Annotated in this window: 17 protein-coding genes; 13 read left to right on the top strand and 4 right to left on the bottom strand. The window is 23.4% G+C overall.

Annotation, left to right across the window (positions count from 1 at the left end):
• Nucleotides 1-10 precede the first annotated feature (10 nt).
• Nucleotides 11-658 (top strand): FMN-dependent NADH-azoreductase, encoded by a 648-nt coding sequence (locus AC07E4_RS06145; RefSeq protein WP_478215965.1) that lies wholly within the window; start codon nt 11-13, stop codon nt 656-658.
• Nucleotides 659-744: 86 nt separating this feature from the next.
• Here AC07E4_RS06145 and AC07E4_RS06150 read toward each other — a convergent pair whose 3' ends face one another.
• Nucleotides 745-1,185, bottom strand: a complete 441-nt coding sequence (locus tag AC07E4_RS06150; RefSeq protein ID WP_478215966.1) for an Hsp20/alpha crystallin family protein — start codon at nt 1,183-1,185, stop codon at nt 745-747.
• A 328-nt stretch (nt 1,186-1,513) separates the two neighbouring features.
• Between AC07E4_RS06150 and citG the strand changes: the two genes are divergently transcribed.
• The 5 genes from citG (at nt 1,514) to AC07E4_RS06175 (ending at nt 7,375) form a co-directional block, all read left to right on the top strand.
• Entirely contained in the window at nt 1,514-2,782 is a 1,269-nt protein-coding gene (citG, locus tag AC07E4_RS06155) for a triphosphoribosyl-dephospho-CoA synthase CitG (protein ID WP_478215967.1), read from the top strand.
• A gap of 376 nt (nt 2,783-3,158) precedes the next feature.
• On the top strand, nt 3,159-4,466 hold the full coding sequence (locus AC07E4_RS06160) for a sensor histidine kinase (protein WP_478215968.1): 1,308 nt from the start codon (nt 3,159-3,161) through the stop codon (nt 4,464-4,466).
• A 5-nt stretch (nt 4,467-4,471) separates the two neighbouring features.
• Nucleotides 4,472-5,212 carry a LytR/AlgR family response regulator transcription factor gene (locus tag AC07E4_RS06165; RefSeq protein ID WP_242838459.1) on the top strand — a complete coding sequence of 247 codons (741 nt, stop codon included), beginning with the start codon at nt 4,472-4,474 and terminating at the stop codon, nt 5,210-5,212.
• 831 nt (nt 5,213-6,043) lie between these two features.
• Nucleotides 6,044-6,799, top strand: coding sequence for a hypothetical protein (locus AC07E4_RS06170; protein WP_040330472.1), 756 nt, complete (start codon nt 6,044-6,046; stop codon nt 6,797-6,799).
• Nucleotides 6,800-6,967: 168 nt separating this feature from the next.
• Nucleotides 6,968-7,375 (top strand): hypothetical protein, encoded by a 408-nt coding sequence (locus AC07E4_RS06175; RefSeq protein WP_040330471.1) that lies wholly within the window; start codon nt 6,968-6,970, stop codon nt 7,373-7,375.
• A gap of 53 nt (nt 7,376-7,428) precedes the next feature.
• On the opposite strand, the gene AC07E4_RS06180 is transcribed toward AC07E4_RS06175, so the two are convergent.
• The gene (locus AC07E4_RS06180) at nt 7,429-7,989 is read right to left on the bottom strand and encodes a hypothetical protein (RefSeq protein ID WP_040330470.1); all 561 of its coding nucleotides are present in this window, start codon (nt 7,987-7,989) and stop codon (nt 7,429-7,431) included.
• 468 nt (nt 7,990-8,457) lie between these two features.
• Between AC07E4_RS06180 and AC07E4_RS06185 the strand changes: the two genes are divergently transcribed.
• The 7 genes from AC07E4_RS06185 to AC07E4_RS06215 all read left to right on the top strand — a co-directional run bounded on the left by AC07E4_RS06185 (nt 8,458) and on the right by AC07E4_RS06215 (nt 16,997).
• The gene (locus AC07E4_RS06185; RefSeq protein WP_040330469.1) at nt 8,458-8,661 is read left to right on the top strand and encodes a zinc ribbon domain-containing protein; all 204 of its coding nucleotides are present in this window, start codon (nt 8,458-8,460) and stop codon (nt 8,659-8,661) included.
• Between the two features lie 33 nt (nt 8,662-8,694).
• On the top strand, nt 8,695-9,039 hold the full coding sequence (locus tag AC07E4_RS06190; protein ID WP_040330663.1) for an arsenate reductase family protein: 345 nt from the start codon (nt 8,695-8,697) through the stop codon (nt 9,037-9,039).
• Between the two features lie 263 nt (nt 9,040-9,302).
• Nucleotides 9,303-10,028, top strand: a complete 726-nt coding sequence (locus tag AC07E4_RS06195; RefSeq protein ID WP_040330468.1) for a lysoplasmalogenase — start codon at nt 9,303-9,305, stop codon at nt 10,026-10,028.
• 329 nt (nt 10,029-10,357) lie between these two features.
• The gene (murJ, locus tag AC07E4_RS06200) at nt 10,358-11,875 is read left to right on the top strand and encodes a murein biosynthesis integral membrane protein MurJ (RefSeq protein WP_478215969.1); all 1,518 of its coding nucleotides are present in this window, start codon (nt 10,358-10,360) and stop codon (nt 11,873-11,875) included.
• Nucleotides 11,876-11,960: 85 nt separating this feature from the next.
• Nucleotides 11,961-12,788 (top strand): MerR family transcriptional regulator, encoded by an 828-nt coding sequence (locus tag AC07E4_RS06205; protein ID WP_040330465.1) that lies wholly within the window; start codon nt 11,961-11,963, stop codon nt 12,786-12,788.
• 141 nt (nt 12,789-12,929) lie between these two features.
• Nucleotides 12,930-14,285: an MATE family efflux transporter gene (locus AC07E4_RS06210; RefSeq protein ID WP_478215970.1), complete on the top strand. Its 1,356-nt coding sequence runs from the start codon at nt 12,930-12,932 to the stop codon at nt 14,283-14,285.
• Between the two features lie 627 nt (nt 14,286-14,912).
• On the top strand, nt 14,913-16,997 hold the full coding sequence (locus AC07E4_RS06215; RefSeq protein WP_478215971.1) for a putative bifunctional diguanylate cyclase/phosphodiesterase: 2,085 nt from the start codon (nt 14,913-14,915) through the stop codon (nt 16,995-16,997).
• A gap of 70 nt (nt 16,998-17,067) precedes the next feature.
• Here the strand turns inward: AC07E4_RS06215 and AC07E4_RS06220 are convergent, their stop codons facing one another.
• Both AC07E4_RS06220 and AC07E4_RS06225 read right to left on the bottom strand, forming a co-directional pair.
• Nucleotides 17,068-17,811: a TIGR03915 family putative DNA repair protein gene (locus tag AC07E4_RS06220; protein WP_040330463.1), complete on the bottom strand. Its 744-nt coding sequence runs from the start codon at nt 17,809-17,811 to the stop codon at nt 17,068-17,070.
• A gap of 18 nt (nt 17,812-17,829) precedes the next feature.
• Entirely contained in the window at nt 17,830-19,134 is a 1,305-nt protein-coding gene (locus AC07E4_RS06225) for a putative DNA modification/repair radical SAM protein (protein WP_478215972.1), read from the bottom strand.
• Nucleotides 19,135-19,222 lie beyond the last annotated feature (88 nt).

Genomic DNA, 19,222 nt, shown 5'->3' on the forward strand with positions numbered 1-19,222 from the left:
AGATGAACTTATGAAAAAATTATTATACATTACAGTAAATTCAAAGCCAGAAGAACTTTCAGCTAGCAAAATTGTTGGTAGAGCATTTGTAAACAAGTTTTTAGATTGTCATGATGATTTTGAACTTCAGGAGTTAGATTTATATGAAGCACACATACCACGTTTGGAATATCAATATTTTGAAAAGAGAAATTGTCTTTTAAATGATTATGATTTAAAAAAATTAGATGAAAAAGAGCAAAAAGAAGTTAGAAAAATAATAGCATTATGTAATCAATTTAAGGATGCAGATGTTTATGTCATTGCAGCTCCAATGTGGAGTTTGTCATTTCCTGCACCTTTAAAAGAGTATATAGATTGTGTAATACAAGATGGGAAAACAATAAAAATAACACAAGACAAAGTAGACGGATTATTAAATGATAAAGACAGAACTATGATTTATATACAATCATCTGGAGCTAGTATTCCATGGATACTAAAGAAAGCATTAAATAAAGGATTAAATTATGTTGAAGATATAATGAAATTTACGGGAATAGAACATTTTAAAGAAATATTAGTAGATGGAACTGGATTTACAGAAGAAGAAAAAAATAAAGCTATAGAAGAAAGTCTTGAAAAAGTAACTAAAATAGCAGAGGAAATAAAAGCTTAATAATTGGAAAGATAGAATTATGCATTGTAAAAAGAGAATTGAAGATTTTTCAATTCTCTTTTTGCTATATATAAAACTTATTTATTTTAATCAATTATAATTCTAGTAGAGTTATCAATAAATTTATTGTTTAATTTAGGCAGAACTATTGATAAAATACCATTATCGAATCTAGCATTTACTGAATTTTTATCTATGTCATCAATGTAAAAACTTCTAGAAAAATTGCCATAATGTCTTTCTTTTCTTATATAATTATCATTATTTTCTTCAATAACTTCTCGTCTATTAGCTGAAACAGTTAAATAATTATTTGTATAATCAATAGTTATATCTTCTTTTTTTATTCCAGGTAATTCTGCATCTATGATGTATTCATTAGGTGTTTCTTTAATATCAGCTTTGAAGTTTCCCATCATATTTGATGAAGTTAAAAAGTCATCATTAAAGAAATTAGAAATAAAATTGTCAAAAGAATTAACATTAGAATTCATTAAATTTTTTCTAAAAGGTACTAATCCAAACATACTAAAAACCTCCTATATAAATTAAGTTATCTAAACTATATTTATATATTAAACTAAAAGTCAAAGAAAGTCAAAGTATAAAAATATCTAAAAATTAGTATTATATAAGAAAACAAGTTAAATAATCAAATAGGATATAAATTATTAGTGTTTTTTTAGATTATCAGCAATAATCATATATTATTTTAAATTTAACTATATAAATATTAAAACAAAAATGAAGAGATGGTATAATAAAAAACAAAGAATTTAATTGAAAAACTGTAGTTGAGAAAGGAAATTTTCTAGATATGTATTAAATATTATTTAGAAATTTGAAAGAGAAGTTATGAGTAAAATGGAAACAAATCAGAATGAAGAAATATTAGTTAAAAAATATAAGAGGTCAGTTTTAACATTAAAGATAAGTTATAAAGGTGAAGAAGAATGTACTTATCTTGAAAATGAAATTGTAACAATTATAGAGAGAGAAATAGATGATTTATATGAAAATTATATAATCGATAAGTATAGTTATAATACAGAAATGAGTAAGAATGTGAAATTTGTATTAGATGTAATACCTGGTGATTTAGAAATGAGCATGAGAAATATAAAAAATAATCATATATTAGGTAAATGCATAGATATGGATATCTTATATATTATAGATAATAAAATAGAAAAAATAAATTTACAGAATAATGATAAATGTAGTATGAAAGAAATAAATGAATACTTTAGACTTTTACATAATGAGTATTTAAAATACATAGAAACTAGGGAAGATATAAGTTATAGAATATCCCAAGAAGCTTTAAATGCAATGATTAGTGAGGTTTCAGCTATGCCATCTTTTGGTCTTGTATCTCCAGCTACTATGGGATCTCATAAGGATATGGATTATTACACATTTTTAAAAAGCTCCTTTGCAATCACTCCATATATAAGAGAAATGATAAAAGTAGGGTATTCTTATAAAAGATTAGAAGAGATATTTAAAGATATAAGAAAAATTGGAGTTGAATGCGAAAAAGAAATGTTTAAGGCAACTGAGGGTGTTAACACACATAAGGGAATGATATTTCTTATGGGAATAATTTCTTCAGTTGTAGGAAAAGTTTTATATGACAATAAAACTTTTGAATATATTCAAGAGTACATGAAGGAAATGGTTAAGGATATATTAGATGATTTCAAAAAGATAGACACAAATAAACCAATGACACATGGAGAAAAGTTATATATAAATGATGGTTTTACAGGAATTAGAGGTGAGATAAAAGAGGGGTTAACAGTAGTATTTAATGATGTACTTCCTAAATATGAATTATCAGCACTTAAAAATAATGATTTGAATGTTCAAATTTTATTAGAACTTATGTCAAAAGTGGAAGATAGCACTATCGTTCATAGACATAATATAAATACTTTAAAAAATGTAAAGAAGGATGCCCAAGCAATTTTAAGTCTAGGTGGTATGAAAACAGAAGAAGGAAAAAAAGAAGCATTTTTATTAGAAAAAAGATATATAGAAGAATATATAAGTCCAGGAGGATCAGCTGATTTATTAGCAATAATTATATTTTTAAGAAACGTTAAAGGTGTATTTTTTTAAAATGAAATTTTAGTACAACTTAAAAACTATTCATTAATATAAATAAAAATAAATTTTAATGAATAGTTTATTTTATGTATAGAACAAATGGATGTTAAATTTAATTATTTTATGGTATTATATAAATGAAATATTTTACAAAAAAAGTTGACAAAAATGTTTTTTGTGAATTAATCAGAAAATAATCAACATTTCAAAAATAGAGTGATTAATATATACACTCAAATATATAATTAAAATGATTTGGAAATAATTTATATTTTTAATTTTATAACAATGGAGTTGAAAATTAAGTTTTAGTTTAGGTGTGATTTAAATTCAAATAATATTCAATCTAAAACTGTATTAATTTAGAAAGATAAGGTGTGAATTAAACATGGGGTATATTTATGCATTATTATTTTCCATAAGTATATATATATGTGTTTTAAATTTATCAATAGTAAAGTTTGAAAAAAAGAATATGATTTTATGGATTGGTGTAGTTAGTTTAATATCTGGAACCATAGGACTTATAAATAATGGATTAATAATACTAGTTGTTAATTTAAGTGTAGTATTGATGATGTATTTACAGCAAAAAATAGTTTTAACAGGAATTATAACATCTATATTTTCTACAATAATTTTTGTTGTAAGTGATTATGTTAGAGAATTAATAGCAATTGAAGTATTTAATGTTGATATATTTGAAAGTATAGGATTTCTTGAATATTTATCTATGTGGATACTTGTTTATCTTATAAGTTATTTAATAAGTTTAGTTTTAGGCTTTTTTATCAGAAGAAAAATATCTTCAATGGAAATGTATTTGAAATTTAAAACATGCATATTAATAGTGATAATATTAATTTTAACAGTAGTTATTTATTATATTAATATTATATTAAACGAAGGATATACTCCATCGAACAATCTTGTAAAAGTGAATGGTGCATTATTTATAACATATTTTATACTTCTCTTAGTAGTAGTTTTTTCTGTATTAAGTACAGTAAAAAAAGAAATTAAATTGAAAGATGATATAAATCAATTAGAAAACTTAAGAGAATATACAAAAAATTTAGAGGATTTATATTTGACATTTAGAAAATTCAAGCATGATCATACTAATATTATCACATCTATGGCAGGATATATAGAAGAAAATGATATGTCAGGATTAAAAGAGTTTTTTGAAAAAAATATATCGCCACTTACGTGTGAATTAAATATGGACAAGTATTCTATATTAAGATTACAAAATATAAAAGCTATAGAACTTAAAGGAATTTTATCGTCTAAAATAATAGTTGCACAAAATCAAAATATAAAAGTGTCAATTGATATAATAGGAAGCATAGATAAAATTAATATTGAAGCATTAGATATTTGTAGAATTATAGGAATAATATTAGATAATTCCATAGAAGCTGCTGTAGAGTGTAGGAATCCAGAAATAAAGATAGCATTAGTTAATAATATCAATAATAATTCAGTTCAAATGATATTTGTAAATAATTATTGTAGAAAATTATCAGTGCCAAACATATCTAAAATTTTTGAAAGAAACTATTCAACAAAGGGAAAAAATAGGGGATTAGGACTTTCTAACTTGAAAGAAATTATAAATAAATATGACAATGTAATATTAGATACATCTATAAAAGAAAATAAATTTATTCAAATATTAGAGATATATTGAATGGGGTGACAACTATAAGAATTTTTATTTGTGAAGATAATAAATTTCAAAGAAATAAAGTTTGTGAAGAAATAAGACAAGTAGGAAAAGAAAATAACATTGATTTAGAGATAGTTTTAGAAACTGATAGTCCTAAAGAACTTATAGATTATGTTAGTAAGAATAGAGATATAGGTGTTTATTTTTTAGATGTAGATTTGAATGATGATATAAATGGAATTATGTTAGCAGCAGAAATAAGAAAATATGATTCAATGGGAGTTATAATTTTTATAACTGCTCATATAGAGATGAGCTATCTTACATTTATATACAAAATTGAAGCTATGGATTATATAACTAAAGAAGATTATAGAAATTTAAACAAAAGGATAAGAGAGTGCTTGTTAAAAGCGAAAAAAAAATTAAACAATGTAGATGTAAAGAGTAATAATACATTTACGATAAAGTCATATGATAGAGTTATAAGTATGGATTTTGATGAAATAGTTTTTTTTGAAACATCTAGCAATATGCATAAAATAGTTATGCATACGGAAAATAGGCAAGTTGAATTTTATGGAAGACTTAAAGAGATAGAAAAAAATTTAAATGATAATTTTTATAGAAGTCATAAATCATATATAGTAAATAAGAGTAAAATAAAAGAGATAGATACTAAAAATAAAATTATACATATGAACAATGGAGAAAAGTGTTTTGTATCTTTAAAATTGATGAGCGAATTAATAAAAAATATATCTTAATAATAAAAGTTCAAAGGAGCAAAGTAGGATGACTTTGCTCCTTTTATAGTTCTCAAAAGGTGGGAAATTAATATGTTTAGAAGAGAACTACATAATTAAATATATCTGAATTTAAAAGTATTATAAAAAATATTTAAGTTAATTTTAATAGTAATTAATTCAATTTGAAAGTGATTTTACGTAAAATAGTAATTTTCATACTTGAAATATATGGGGATTAAGATAAGAATACATATAAATTATATTTTAAGATATAATTTATAATTAATAAATTTTAAAAAGTATGGAAGAATATAATTAGAAAATTAAAAGTTATATATATATAGGGAAACAAGTTTAAACTTTAAGTTATTCATGTTTCAGTTGAGAATTTTAATTTTGAGTTTTAATCTATATTTTTAAAATTGACAATGGACAATTGACAGTGAAGGTGAAAATTGGATTTCCAATTTTAAAGAATGATTTTTTATTAAATTTACAGAGCAATTTAGTTAAAAACAATATAAAAACTGAATTTTATAAAATACCCAAAGTAATAGTGATAGTTACTATTGAAACTGTGATTAGTAAGAACATTATGATGGGGAATTTATTCTCCAAAATGAACTTTTTATGGATAAATATTATACAGATTTTATTTGAAGTACAAATAAAACATTGTAGCGGAGATTTCAATCCCTGGGATATTCACCATCACTTTTCACTCGTAACTTTTACTTGGTTCTAAATATAAAAATAGAAATAAACTGTAAGATTAATAATATCATTTGATAAAGATGGTATTTAAAATTTGAACTTGGAGTTCTATAAATTGTATTAAGGAGGAAAAAGATGAAAGGAATAATAATAGTTTTATTAACGTTAGTTTTATCTACTCAACTTGTTGGGTGTGGTAAACAAACTGAAAAAGTAAAAAATAGTCAAATGCCACCGTTACAAGGTGATAGTGGAGTAAATCATAACACTATTTCACAAGATGAGGTACAAGAAGAAATATTAGATATATATACAGAAATAGAAGAGGAGTATTTAAACCAATTGGTTAACAAAAATGAAACTAAGTGGAATGAATTAAAGGGTGAAATAGGTGAGGATATAGATACACTTAGATCAGTTAGTGAAAATGATAATTTAAATAATGCATTAAAAAATATAGAAAATTTATATTTAGAATACGGGAAAATATTACAAGAAAAAGGTGACAAGGAAAAAATAAAAAAAATAAAAAATGAATTAGATAAAGAGTTAAAAGTATATTATGAAGAAAAAAGTGCTAAAGATTATGATAAGAAAAATTTAAATATTTCAATTATGAAACAAGATATATTTGAAGTATATAGAGATATAGAAGAAGAGTATTTAGAAATGAAAAAAAATTATGTGGAAAGTGAATGGGATGAAGAATATGAAGATTTAAAAAAAGAAATAAATGAATTAAAAGCTAAAGTAACTGAAAAGGAACTTATAAACAGTATAAGTGATTTAGAAGATTTACTTAATCAATACAATAATGTATTAAAAGGAACTGGAGATGATTCAAAAATAGATAATATAAAATCATCTATAAAGAAAAAGTTAGGAATATAGAAGAATATAAATTTAAAATTGTTATGATAAATCTAACATAGCAATTTTTATTTTTTATAAAATTATAGAAAATAATGAATTGAAAAAAGATTATAATTATAGTATAGTTTTAATTAGATAAAAAAATATAGAAAAATAAAGTTCTATTTAAAAGTAGGGGGAATGTAAATGTTTTTAATGGATTTAAAGGAAGAACATAGAAAAACATTCCTTGATTTAGCCCAATATACTATGAGAGTAGATATGTGTGTAACATCAAGTGAAAGTTGGATGCTTATGAAATTCACAGAGGAATGTGGATTTTTTGATAATGAATATAGGCCTAGAAAAAGACCACTTGAAGAGATCATGAAAGATTTTGAAAGTACAAGTAGAAGTGATAAAAAAATAATAATTTTTGAACTATATAGAATGATATTGGCAGATGGACAGTTCCATGAAAAACAAAAAGAATTAGTTAAAACAATAGCAGAAAGATGGAATTTAAAAATGGAAGAGATAAATGAAATAATTGATTTATCACAGAAGTTAATTGATATGTCTTTAAAATGTTATAAAAAGCTTGTTGTAGATTAATAATTAAAGGTTGTCCGTAAAATGACAACCTTTAATTTATGTAGTTTATTAAATTAATTATGTAATATTGCTAAAGTATTAGTAGTTTTATATTCGTTTATATAGCCTTCGTAAACAAACTCCTTATTTGGAATTTCTAGTAAATCAAGAGGTTTCATAAATTGAGGTAGTTTTGTAGTAGTATGAATACCACTTTCTATAAATAATTCTGATATAAATTCAGAACAAAAGTAATAATCATCTCTTTTAAGAGGAATATTTAAATGTAAAGCTAATAAGCCTAAGAAATTATATCTATATTTTTCACGTTGATTGTAGTGAAAATCAATTGATTGTTTTAATGTGTTAAATTGAGTTTCTGTTACATCTAATTTATAAATTAAACATTTACTATTAGAAAAATTTTTAAAAACTCCATCATGTATATTTTCTTTTACTAGGCCTCCTGAAAAAGGGTTGCGAGGATTTTTTCTACCTAAAGAATACATTTCGCTAAATGTTTTATCAAAGCTAATTGAAACATGTACATATTCATCAGAAGTAAACCAATATATAACATTAGATAGCCATGTTCCAGTACGAGTAAAAACTAAATATATTGTTTTTGTATTCATTTAACTGCTCCTTTTCACAATTAAAAATATTTAAGTTTTAATTAAATATTTTATGAGGGTAAAAATTAATTATAATTATTTTAGAAGTTATAAAGGTTATATGGAATCAAACTCTACTTTTATAATAATTCTATTTTAAAAGTGATTTTAAGCATGTCCCAATATTGAAGTTATATACTTATAAAATAATAAATTATAGTTTTTTAGTTCATATTTAAATTAAAGTATAAATATGTCTAAAATCATATTTGTACATTTATTTGTTTTAAGTTTATAAAAATATAAAAGCTATTCTATTATATTTTATTTTTTTGGTGATGTAAAGTTTGTAAATAAATGAATTTATTAAATATTTTAAATTTTAATACATAATTATACATTAATACATATTTTAAGAAAGTAATTGAATATGTATTACATTATGTATATAATTATGAATTGGAAAATTATACAAAGGGAGTTAAGTGTATGAATTGTTTGAGATGTAATAGTGAAATGAAATATTTAAAGGAGTATAGATTTGAGTCACAAGATAATAATAGAGGCTTTTTCGCAGCAGTATTTGATTATGAAGAACATTTAATTTTTGATGTTTATGTTTGTTCAAAATGTAAACATAGTGAATTTATATATAAAGGAACTTTATCAGGATTAGATGCTATAATAGATTAAAACTAATAAAATGATAAGATAGAGGTGAGTTTTATAAATATACAAATTTTTGGAACTAAAAAATGTTTTGATACAAAGAAAGCAGAAAGATTTTTCAAGGAAAGAAATATTAAGTTTCAATTTATAGATTTAAACATAAAAGGACCAAGTAAAGGTGAATTAGAAAACATTAAAAGGGCTGTTGGTCTTAGAAATTTGATAAATTCAGGATGTAAAGATTATATAAAATTGAATTTAGATAAAATAAGAAGCGAAGAAATGAAAATGGGAATTTTATTAGAAAATCCTAAATTATATAAAACCCCTATAGTTAGAAATGGTAAAAATGCGACTGTTGGTTATTGTACAGATATTTGGGAAGAATGGATTAAAGAATAGAAAAATAAGAAATGATGATGAATCAAAAGTGTTCATCATCATTTTTTATGTTAATTCAAACATAAAAGTATGGATAGAATTAAACTTTAAAAGAAATATATTAAGTTTGTAATAATGGTAATATAAAAATAGTAATATTGAATATGTAAATAAATTTTAAAAAATTTTTAACTTTAATGAAAATAAACATATAAGTTAAGACACTGTGATAGTATTTAGTATATACCCAAAACATCTTTTGGTGTATAAAGGGGGGGGGATTTATGGAATTACAAAATGAATGGATTATAATTATAGCAATTATTCAGTTTGGTATGATAATTAGTGATAGTTTTTATAAGTTAAGGAAATGTAGAAAAATTAATGTGGTAAATGGTGAATTACATTCTCAAGTAAAAATGATGTTTAGTTTTTCTATGATACTTATGGCATTTGTATTTTGGGAATGCTCAGCAAATGAAAAATTGAAGCCATATCTTATGTTGTTATTTATAGGTATGACGTTTTCAACTATAGGTGATATTATTATGGCTAGGATTGTAAAAGTTAAAGATAGATTAAGCTATGCTATAATATTTTTCATACTAGCACATGTGTCTTATATGGGAAGTTATATATTAGCAACTTCAAAATTAGAGGGGAATTTTATTTGCTTAATTTTTATAATACCAATTGGATATATATTTACAACGATTATATGGTCAAAGTTTGTTAAAAATAAAATGAAATCTAAAAAAATTAATTATCTAAGTTTAGTATATTCCTTAGTAATAGTAACAATGATGATGATATCCTTAAATTTAACTATTACAACAACAACTAAGTTTTTGTTAACTACAGTAGGTGCTATAGTATTTATATTATCAGATTTAATAATAGGAGTATCGGAGATAAAGGAAAAGGGACCTAAAAATCAATCTATATGGGTATGGATTACTTATGTTATAGGACAAATGTGCATAATTTATAATTATTTATTGTTTATATAGATTTTAAAAATTATAGATAATAGAGATATTGTCTATAATTTTTTTATTTTAAATAAAATAAAATTGTATATAATGTATTTATAAGGGCTTAAAATAATATGAAAATAAATTATTTAAGTATCAAATGAGAATAATGTTATTTCTACAAAGAGAAATTTAAAATATAGTACTAAAATTAACAATTAACGATGAATAATATTAACTATCATTGTTAACCATTAATTGGTTCCAAATATGATGATGGAATAAACTGTAACATTAGTAGTATCAATTGATAAATATATTATTTTAAATTTGAACTTGGAACCCTATAGTTTTTGGAGGAAGTTATGAAGAAAAAATTAGCAAAAGCTGCTACTGTAATTATGATTATGACTTTAGTAAATAAAGTTATTGGTTTTTTAAGAGATGCACTAGTAGGCAGTGCATTTGGAACTACATTTCAAACGGATGCTTATAATATTGCTATGAATGTTTCAGATTTTCTATTTATAATGATATCATTGGTAATAACTACTACTTTTATACCAATACTAAGTGATACATTAAATAAAAAAGGCAAAGATGAAATGTTCAAGTTTGCAAATAATATAATGAATATAGTTAGTTTAATAGGTGTTATTCTTATAATATTAGGAATGATTTTTACACCATTTATAGTTAAGATTATGGCATCACAAGCAACAGGAGAAACTTTTGAATTAGCAGTTAAATTAACACGAATAAGTATAGTGAGTATAATATTTTTAATCATGCATTCTGGATATACTGCTATACTTCAAACTTTGGACGATTTTTTAGGACCAACAGTAGTTGGATTAATATTTAATTTGCCAGTTATAATTTATATAATTTTTGGAGCAGGTGGAGGTATATATGGGCTTACCATAGCCACTGTTATTGGTGGGATACTTAGAGCAGTAGCTCAAATTCCATTTTTACATAAGCATGGATTTAAAATAACACCTATATTAGATTTTAAAGATAGTAGGATAAAGAAAATGATACTATTAATATTACCAGTAATTATAGGTGCAACAGCAAATCAAATAAATAAATTAGTAGATCAAAATTTAGCATCAGGACTTGATTATGGTAGTATATCTGCATTAAGCTATGGACAAAGAGTTTCAGATGTTATTTATGCAACATTTGCAGTAGCTATAATAACAGTAATATTTCCAACACTATCTAGAGCTATTAGTGAAAAGGATGAGGTTAAGTTTGTAGGATATATAGAAAAAGGTATTAACAATATGAATTTAATTTTATTACCTTGTTCTGTTGGACTTATATTATTGAGTACACCAATAGTAACGATAATATTTAAACATGGAAACTTTGATGATAGAAGTGTTCAAATGACATCCGCGGCATTAATGTTTTATTCAATGGGTATACCTTTCTTTGGTTTAAGAGAAATTTTCAATAAATCTCTTTATGCTATGCAAGACACTAAGTCTTCAACAATTAATGGAATTATAGCAGTAGTAATAAATATAATTTTCAACTTTTTACTAATAGGCAAATTGGGTATTAAAGGTATAGCATTGGCAACATCAATAGCATCAGCTATAGCATCATTATTATTATTTATAAATTTAAATAATAAAGTGAAAAACATAAATTTGAAAGACATTTCAATAACTACAATGAAAATAATTATATCAGTTGTAGTTATGGCTATAGTAGTTAAAACTTCTTATAATGAAATAATGGGAATTAATATACTTTTAGCAGTAGCTATATCTACTGTTTTGGGAATGATAACATATTCTATATGTTTATTTGCATTAAAAGTAAATGAATTTAAAGAACTTATAAAATTTAATAAAGTTATAAAATAGAATAAAAGTATTATAGACATAACAATTATATATGTTTATAATACTTTTATTTTAATAAGTAATTTTTTTATGAAAGGATTTACATATGAAAAATAAAGTATTAGTAGGAGAAATGGCTAAACTTCATAATGTATCAGCTCAAACATTGAGATATTATGACAAGATTGGATTATTTACACCAGAACACATAGATAAGGAAAATAATTATAGATATTATGATATTAATCAATTTCCTATACTAGATTGTATATTGTTTTTAAAAAAATTAGGGATTCCATTAGATGAAATAAAGGAATATTTCCATGAAAGAGATATAGATAAAATGATGAGTATTTTGAAGCAACAGGAATCTATGTTAAAAGAAGAAATAGAAATTTTAAGTAATCATTTAAATAGTATAAAAAGTAAAATAGAAGACGTTGAAATACATAGAAATGATAGTAGTATATATGAACCATCAATTAAATATTTTAAAAAGAGAAAAATGATAAAATATGATTTCAAAAATGGTGGAAATAGTATAGATTTTGAATATGGACTAAAAGAGATATATAAAACAGTAAAAGATGATATATCAATATTTAATAGTAATATTTGCTCAATAATTTCTAAAGAAAATACATGTAAAGAAAAATTTTTATACTTAGATGCAGTAGGAGTAATATTAAGTGGAAATAAAGCTAAAATAAAAAATAGTAAAATAATAGAAGAAGGACATTATGCAACCTTAGCATTTAATGGAACTGATGAAGCAGCTAGTGAATATTATGAAAAACTTATCAATTTTATAAATTATAAACAATACGATATAATAGGCGATTCTATGATAGTTACTATAATAGATAGTACATTTTCAGATTATAGTGAGGAATATATAAAAGAAATACAAATTCCAGTTGATGAAAAAGTTTAAATATAAAGAAAATAAGAACATATCAAAGAGGTATTGACCTTATAGTAACTATAACCTTTAAAATAACTTCTGGCGTTGAAATTAATATAGTTAGAAGGTTAGGCATATTTAATTTTATGTGCCTTATAAGAAGGTGGGAAAATGAATAAAAGAGTAGATTTATTAAAATCAGATGTAAAAGAAATTTTTATAAAGTATTTAATACCAAGTATAGCTGGAATGATGGGGCTATCTTTAAATATATTATTTGACACAATATTTATTGGTCAAGGTGTTGGAAGTGAAGGATTGGCAGCACTGAATATAGCTATACCTATATTTAACATATTTTCTTCTATAGCATTATTATTAGGAATTGGAGGAGCTACAGCTGTTTCAGTTTCCATGGGAAAAAAAGAATATGATAAAGTAAATAAAATATTTACAACTTCAATGATTATAAATGTTTCAATAGGAATATTTTTAACTGTAATAGGAATATTTTTTACAGAAAAAATATGTTACTTATTAGGAGCAACTCCAGATGTATTAGATATGGTAAAGAGTTATTTAGGTGTTATTGTATGGTTTAGTTGGGCATTTTTAATGTCAAATACATTAACTGTTTTTGTACGTAATGATAAAAATCCAAGATTAGCTATGTGGAGTATGCTTATAGGAAACTTTGCTAATATAGTATTTGACTTTGTATTTATATTCATATTTAACTGGGGAATGAAAGGTGCAGCTATTGCAACAACAATGTCACCAGTAATAACAATTCTTCTTTTAAGTACTCATTTTATAAGAGGAAATAACACTTTAAAATTTAAATTAGATAAACTAAAAATAGATAAAAATATAATCAATAGAATACTAAAAAATGGATTTCCAAGTTTTATAATGGAATTATCAAGTGGATTAATAATATTTGCATTCAATATGTCTATATCTAATATAGAAGGCGCTATAGGAGTATCAGCATATAGTATAATTGCAAATATATCACTTGTATGTGTAGCAATATTTAATGGAATAGCACAAGCAATTCAACCTATAATTAGTATAAATTATGGTGCAAAGAAATATGAAAGAGTACATGAAGCATTAAAATTAGCAATAAAAACTTCAGTAATATTTGGGGCTATATTTTATGCCGCAGGAGTATTATTTCCAGAAAAAATTGTTTTACTATTTAATAGTGGTGATGCAAAATTAATGGAAATGACATGTAGGGGAATAAAATTATACTTTATTGCATTTTTATTTATGGGAGCTAATATAGCAAGAGTATCTTATTTCCAATCAATAGAAAATTCAAAGGCATCCACATTAGTTTCATTATGTAGAGGTGTAATATTTGTACTTATATCATTATTAATTTTACCAATGATTTTAGGTATAAATGGGGTGTGGATAACTATTCCAATTGTGGAAGTTGCAAGTATGATTATAGCATGTGTATGTATGAAACGAATCGACTTAAATGTTTCTAAAAATGAAGAAGTATTAACTTAACATTAAAATAAAACAAGCTAAAAAAGATATACATAAAAGTATATCTTTTTTTACTTGAAAATTAAATATATGCTTAAATATTAAGCTGAAAAGTTATTTTTTAATTTTTTTAATAACTTTTGTCTTTTTAATAACTTTCTTTTTTAATGTTTTAATTATTTTTTTGAATTTTTTTATCTTTATCTTTTTCATAAAAATACTCCTTTAATTTATATCTTCATAAAATAAGTCTTATTTAATTATAAAGTGATATTGTTTTAAAATAAAGAAATTTGAAAAAATAATTTTAAAACAAAACTAAATAGTATATAATAAATCTATAATGGAAAAAATAACTAATTATTGTAAATTAAAATTCAAGAACTTAAATTTATAAGTATTTAAAATTTATAAGTATTATTTACAGATATTATACCATATTGTTAAAATTAGTTAATACCATATTTAAAATATCATAAATAAATATTCCGAGTTTGTTTTTAAAAGGATTATTTTCCAAATTTGGATATATTAATATAAGTATAATAAGTTTTTAATAGTAATTATAACAAAAACTAAATCATCAACAATTTTTATGAAATGTAAAAAATTTTAATTGGAAATATGAATTTGATGAGGTGTTATTAAATGAATTTTAAAAAGGACAAGCATTATAAGTGTTTTTTTAGTAAAGATAGTCAGTTCTCTCTAAATAAAGATGAAAATGAACTTTATTTAATAAAATGTCCTGATAATTTAAATAAAATTTTATTTGAATGGAATGTTAATAGAAATATTTTAAATTTAAGTTTATTAGGATATAGATTATTAGGAATTGAAGATTATATTAAAAGAATAAATACTATACAAATGTGGAATCAATTTGTATATCCAGAAGATTTAAAAAACAAATGTGTTTATGAAAATAAATATAGAGTAATAAGATCTGATGGAAAATTACTTCAATTAATTGTTAATAGAAGTGTAAAAACTAATGATAAAAGTGAGAAGATAATTGTTGAGAAAGTGTGTAAAATCATAGAACTAAATGATAATTTTATAAGCAATAATAAAATTATTCCTACATTAGATGGAGTTTTACATGGCATAGGAAAATTAAATATAAGGAGTAAAACATTAAAGGTAACCCCATCAATAAACATAATGTTAGAAGAAAATAGATTTAATAAAAAAATATATCACATAAATGATATATTTGATATTTTTCCACGAGAAAGTATAGAAAAATACAAAAATAGTTTTTTGAATTTTTTGAATAGTAAAGAAAGATATTATTTTGAGAATTATAAAGTCATATCATCTGAAGGAAAGGAAAAATATATACAGGTTATAGGTGAACATGAAAAAGATGATAAATCTAATGTATATTTAGCAATTAAGGAAATAAACAAAAGTGAAAAAATGTATAATGAATTTTATAAGTTTAATTATATTGATGAAATGACGGGTCTACCTAATAAATTTGCATTAATTGATATAGTAATGAAAAAGTCTAGGGAAGAATTTATAAATTTAAATAGAACTGTTAGCTTGATGTCTATAAATATAATTGATTTTAGAGAAATAAATAAACATTTAGGTTATAGTATGGGAGATAAAATTTTAGTGTTTATTAGCCAAAAAATAAAAAGGAATATATCAGAAAATGAGATTTTATTTAAGGGAAATGCTGATAATTTTTTTATTTTTTCAGAAGGAATAGATAGTTATAGCGGATTAACCTCTAAAATACAAAATATAATAGAGCTATTTAAGGAACCTATTCAGATTAATAATAAAAAAACATTTATAGGAATAAATATAGGTGTAGCTCTTTATCCAGAGCATGGGAAGGTTCTTAGTGAAATAATTTATAAGGCAGATATTGCAATGCAAAAGTCAAAAATACAAGGAAGAAATTCATATAAAATATTCCAAGTAAATGATGTAGCAAAATTAAATAAGATTTTTACTATAGAGAAAGATTTATCTAAAGCATTGAAGTTAAATGAAATGTATATGGTATTTCAACCTAAGATAAGTACAATAAATGAAAAAACTGTAGGGCTAGAGGCACTTTTAAGATGGAATCATACAGAAAAAGGATTAATTCCACCATCAGAGTTTATTCCGATTGCAGAGAATACGAAACTTATAATTCCAATTGGGCGATTTGTTTTTGAAGAGTCTTGTAAAAAGTGCAGGGAATTTATAGATATGGGATATGATGATTTTAAAATATCTATAAACTTATCTAAAATTCAATTAGAAGATAAAGAACTAACAGGATTTTTTATAGACACATTAAAGAAATATAATTTAAACTCTAAATATATTGAATTAGAAATAACAGAAAGTGTTATAATGAATGCACTAGAAAAGAATTTAGAAGTGCTTGAAAATATTCATAATCAAGGAATAAGCATGTCTTTAGATGATTTTGGAGTAGGGTTATCTCCTATAAAGTATTTAAAAATACTTAATTTAGATTGCTTAAAGATTGATAAAAGTTATATAGATGATATAGGGGTAAATAATAAAAGTGAGAGAATTATTGAAGGACTAATAAAACTTGCACATAGCTTAGATTTATCTGTTATAGCAGAAGGTGTAGAAAAAGAAGACCAAATAAAGTATTTAAAATCACACAATTGTGATATTGTACAAGGATATTATTATGCAAAGCCAATGAACTTTGAGGATACAATAAAGTTTTTAGCAAAAGAAAAGTAATGGCTAAAAATAAAAACTAGGTATATATAGGAAGTATACTATAAATATTTTCCTATATAATTTCTAGTTTTTATTTTTGTGTTTCTAAAATATGCTTCCAATATTTTTTAGGCATTTGTCTACATTGAAGCCTAGGGTTTTTTCTTGAATCAATTGAAGCAGAAGAAAAATAGTTTTTCCACAAGTTTTCATAAATTGAGTCATTTAAAGTAGAAATTTTTTTATAATAATCACCATCTAATTCAGTAATAAAATAATCATTGCAGTTGTAAATAAGAGCTAAATTTCTTTTGATATCATGAATAATAAAATATTGATTACTAAATCGAGAAACAAAATGTTTAGATAATAAAACTAATATATTATTATCTGGTTCAATAGAAGCATAAAACTTATTAGTTTCGAATTCTTTAAATCGAACAAAGCCAGTAAATTTATGAGCTTCTAATTGAACAGATTTTGAAATTTTAGAAGCATCTAGAATAAAAGAGTTATTTAAGTACATATCTACGTCAGATTTAAATTTAAAGGCTAATCTAATATAATTATATAAAATCCAATATTTGTTTTTATTATTACTTAGAAAAACATTAAAAATATTTTTTAATGTTTGATTTGTAAAATTTTTTTCCATGGAAATATATACTTTTGAAGATTTTTTGATATCAGTAGTTATTTCTAAAGGGATATCAATTAAATTATTGGTATAACTTTCTTTTATAGATATACTATCAGGCTTTATTTCGTTATAATAGGATTCATAAATGCAGGTAAGAAAACCCTCAAAAGTATTATCAAAAACATATACATACATAAATTAATCACCTACCAATTAAATTTGTCCTGTTATTACTTTAATTTTGTCTTCTTTAGATGGTATTGGAGATCCAAAGAGTGAAAGTTGTTCAAAATTTAAATTACTATTTTTAGTACTATCTTTTTCTAAAATTAATTTCTTTTCAATTTTTTCTCTCTCCATATCAATTTCACCATAATATTTTCCTTTACAGGTTATGAAGTATTTAGCTCTTTTCAAAACTATACCTAGTTTTTTTAAGTCTTCAAAAGAAAGAAAAGACACTTTTCGTGTAAGAACAATTCGTTTTGCAGATTTCAAGCCTATTCCAGGAACTCTAAGAAGCAGTTCATATGGTGCAGTATTTATTTCAACAGGAAACAATGTTAAATTATTAAGGGCATAGAATGTTTTAGGATCTAACTTTTCATGAAAGTTTGGATTATCTTCATTAAGAATTTCATTAGATTTAAATCCATAAAATCTCATAAGCCAATCTGCTTGATAAAGTCTATTTTCACGAAGAATAGGTGGATTATCTATATTAGGAAGATTACCACCATGATTTACAGGAACATACGCAGAGTAATAAACTCTTTTTAAATCATATCCTTTATATAAACTTTCACAAAGTTTTAGAATGCTTAAATCATTATCGTTAGTTGCACCAACTATTAATTGAGTACTTTGACCACCAGGAACAAAGTTTGGTGCTGATTTGAAAATTTTTTTATTTTCTTTAGAATGAATTATTCCATTTTTTATAAAAGACATAGGTTTTAATATGCTGTCTTTATTTTTTTGTGGTGCCAAAAGTTTTAATCCATTAGATGAAGGAAGCTCTATATTAACACTCATCCTATCAGCATACATACCGGCTTCTTCAATAAGTCTATTGTCTGCACCAGGTATAGCTTTAACATGAATATAACCATTAAATTTATATTGAAGTCTCAATGTTTTTATAACTTTTAAAAGAAGTTCCATAGTATAATCAACATTTTGTATAATAGCAGAGCTTAAAAATAAGCCTTCAATGTAGTTTCTTTTATAAAAATTTATAGTTAAATCTACCACTTCTTCTGGCGTAAAAAATGCTCTTGGAACATCATTACTTATTTTATTTATGCAATATTTACAGTCATAAATACAGTAATTAGTAAGAAGAATTTTTAAAAGTGATACGCAACGACCATCAGGAGTAAAAGTATGACAAATACCATTTGAACTACAGTTTCCAATGCCACCGTTAGCATTTTTACGATTACTACCACTTGAAGAACATGATACATCATATTTTGCGGCATCACTTAAAATCTCAAGCTTTTTAAAAATATCCATTGAATCACCTCCAAAAATAAATTTTCTCAAATTTCATTTATATTATTATACAATAAATTATTAAATATAAATCCAAAAGAGTTACAAT

Source organism: Clostridium amazonense (assembly GCF_056431285.1).